The following is a 1,272-nucleotide window of genomic DNA, read 5'->3' as shown; positions in this document are numbered from 1 at the left end:
AGGATGTTGCGCGTGCATCAATGGATGAAGAACACGCTGATTTTTGTTCCGCCGATACTCGATCACGAGATCATGAACTGGCAGATTCTCGTCAACTCGATCATTGCTTTCTTTGCTTTCTCATTCGCTGCTTCGGCAATCTATATCGTCAATGACCTGTTTGATCTTCCGTTGGACCGCCAGCACGCGCGAAAGAGGAATCGAGCTTTTGCCAGCGGCCTATTCTCTATTTCCTTCGGTCTGAAAGTTGCTGTCGCGCTGCTTGTCCTTGCCGGTCTGCTTGCCACGCAATTGCCTTGGGTGTTTAGCGCCGTGTTGCTGGTCTATCTCATTGCGACGACGGCCTATTCGCTATCGCTGAAGCGTATGTTGCTCATCGATGTCCTGATGCTGGCAGGGCTCTATACGCTTCGTATCCTTGCGGGTTCAGCGGCCAGCCAGATCGAAGGTTCATTTTGGCTGCTGGCGTTTTCGTCGTTCTTCTTTCTTTCACTTGCGCTCGTCAAACGTTATGTCGAACTGCAAAACACGGCACTTGTCGAAAAGAACCGTATTGCGGGCAGGGGATACCGACAGGCAGATCGAGAAGTTGTGGCGCAATGTGGCGTCTCGTCGGCCTTTGCCGCAGCACTCGTCCTGGCTCTCTACGTAAATAGCGATGCCGTGGTTAGTCTTTACTCGTACCCATGGTTGATCTGGCCGCTTTGTCCGATCGTCCTCTATCTCAACATCCGCATCTGGATTCTGGCGCATCGCGGTGAGATGCACGACGACCCTGTCGTGTTCATCATTTCTGATTGGCGCAGTCAGATCGTTATAGCCATTGGCGCGGCGTTGCTGCTCTATGGTGGCATGCGCTCATGATGGCTGGCTATGACAGTTTCGGGCTTATCGACAGCCGCCCTCGTGTTGCGATCTCGCTCGATGCTGCGCGACGGATTTTCGAAAGTGGTGATCCCGGGCAGGATGGGTTTCTGCCATTTGGCAATGGCAAATCCTATGGCGACAGCTGTCACAATGACCGTGGTACGCTGGTCGATATGCGGGAGAGCGACCAGCTTATCTCATTYGACCCGCAAACGGGTCTGCTCGCCGCCGAAGCTGGCCTGATGCTGTCGGATATCATTGCGCTCGCCGCGCCGCATGGGTATTTCCTGCCGGTGACACCAGGTACGCGTTTTGTTACTTTGGGCGGCGCGATCGCGAACGATGTGCATGGCAAAAACCATCATCGCCGCGGCACGTTCGGTTGCCATGTCGAACGCTTCGACC

2 protein-coding genes are annotated in these 1,272 nt (G+C 54.5%); both read left to right on the top strand.

What is annotated here, in order from left to right; genetic code table 11:
* Positions 1–864, top strand: an 864-nt coding sequence (locus tag ACXJ5O_RS27325; protein WP_457302648.1) for a UbiA family prenyltransferase, incomplete at its 5' end; no start/stop codon positions are given.
* The coding region (locus tag ACXJ5O_RS27320; RefSeq protein WP_457302647.1) for an FAD-binding oxidoreductase at positions 861–1,272 on the top strand (412 nt) is incomplete at its 3' end. The genes ACXJ5O_RS27325 and ACXJ5O_RS27320, both read left to right, overlap by 4 nt.

The organism is Phyllobacterium sp. P5_D12 (assembly GCF_054049495.1).
Note: the sequence above shows the minus strand (reverse complement) of the source record. Positions and strands in the feature narration are given on the sequence as shown.